Source organism: Rhodococcus sp. CX (assembly GCF_015865005.1).
Classification (GTDB): Bacteria; Actinomycetota; Actinomycetes; order Mycobacteriales; family Mycobacteriaceae; genus Rhodococcus.
The window spans coordinates 46,345-47,596 of sequence record NZ_JADZGH010000264.1; the positions used below are offsets into that span (position 1 = coordinate 46,345).

Here is a 1,252-nt window from a genome sequence, read left to right on the forward strand (position 1 = left end):
TGCCCGGATCTCGAGCAGGTCGTGCTGCTCGGACTCCCCGAATGGAACGACCTCGTCGAGACCGGCCGGAACGCACTGTCCACGGACCGCACCCGGCTCGCCGCCGCGCAGGCGGACCTGTCCCCGGACGACCCGATCAACATCCAATACACCTCGGGAACAACGGGTTTCCCCAAGGGAGCCACCCTCAGCCACCACAACATCCTCAACAACGGCTTCTTCGTCGGGGAACTGTGCCACTACACCGAGCAGGACAAGGTGTGCATCCCGGTGCCGTTCTATCACTGCTTCGGGATGGTCATGGGCAACCTGGCCTGCACGAGCCACGGTGCCACCATGGTGATTCCGGGTCCGTCGTTCGAACCGGCGCAGACGCTCGCGGCCGTCGCCGAGGAACGCTGCACCTCGCTCTACGGCGTCCCCACGATGTTCATCGCCGAACTCGCCGACCCCGGCTTCGAGGGCTACGACCTGTCGAGCCTGCGTACCGGCATCATGGCGGGCTCGCCGTGCCCCGTCGAGGTGATGAAGCAGGTCATCGATCGCATGGGCATGACCGAGGTGTCCATCTGCTACGGCATGACCGAGACGTCGCCGGTGTCGTTGCAGACCCGCAGCGACGACAGCATCGTCCAGCGGACCGCGACGGTCGGCCGCGTCGGACCGCACCTCGAGGTCAAGGTCGTCGATCCGTCGACCGGTCTGACCGTGCCGCGCGGCGAACCCGGGGAACTGTGCACGCGCGGATACTCCGTGATGCTCGGCTACTGGAACCAGCCGGACAAGACCGCCGAAGCCATCGATGCCGCGCGGTGGATGCACACCGGCGACATCGGTGTCATGGACGCCGACGGCTACGTCTCGGTCACCGGCCGCATCAAGGACATGGTGATCCGCGGCGGCGAGAACATCTACCCGCGCGAGATCGAGGAGTTCCTCTACACCCACCCGGACATCCTCGACGCCCAGGTCGTCGGCGTCCCCGACGAGAAGTACGGCGAGGAACTGATGGTGTGGATCAAGATGCGTGAGGGCGCCGAACCGCTCGACGCCGACTCGCTCCGCGAGTACTGCACCGGCAAGCTCGCGCACTACAAGATCCCCCGCTACGTCCACGTCGTCGACGAGTTCCCGATGACGGTCACCGGGAAGATCCGCAAGGTCGAGATGCGGGAACTGTCGGTGGACCTCATCGGCCGATAGTGCGGCTCTGCCGCCGTGTGCCGTTGTGGCGGCTCGCCGCCGTGTGCCC

The 1,252-nt window shown here is 66.3% G+C and carries 1 protein-coding gene and 1 pseudogene; both read left to right on the forward strand.

The window, feature by feature from the left end; all coding sequences use genetic code 11:
• A pseudogene (locus tag I0Q12_RS35215) lies at nucleotides 1–711 on the forward strand (AMP-binding protein); the annotation flags it as partial.
• 174 nt (nucleotides 712–885) lie between these two features.
• Nucleotides 886–1,203 carry a hypothetical protein gene (locus tag I0Q12_RS35220; RefSeq protein WP_374068956.1) on the forward strand — a complete coding sequence of 106 codons (318 nt, stop codon included), beginning with the start codon at nucleotides 886–888 and terminating at the stop codon, nucleotides 1,201–1,203.
• Nucleotides 1,204–1,252: the final 49 nt, after the last annotated feature.

Coding starts and splice junctions, on each gene's coding strand:
- I0Q12_RS35220 (WP_374068956.1), top strand. CDS start 886: ATGGTGATCCGCGGCGGCGAGAACATCTACCCGCGCGAGATCGAGGAG.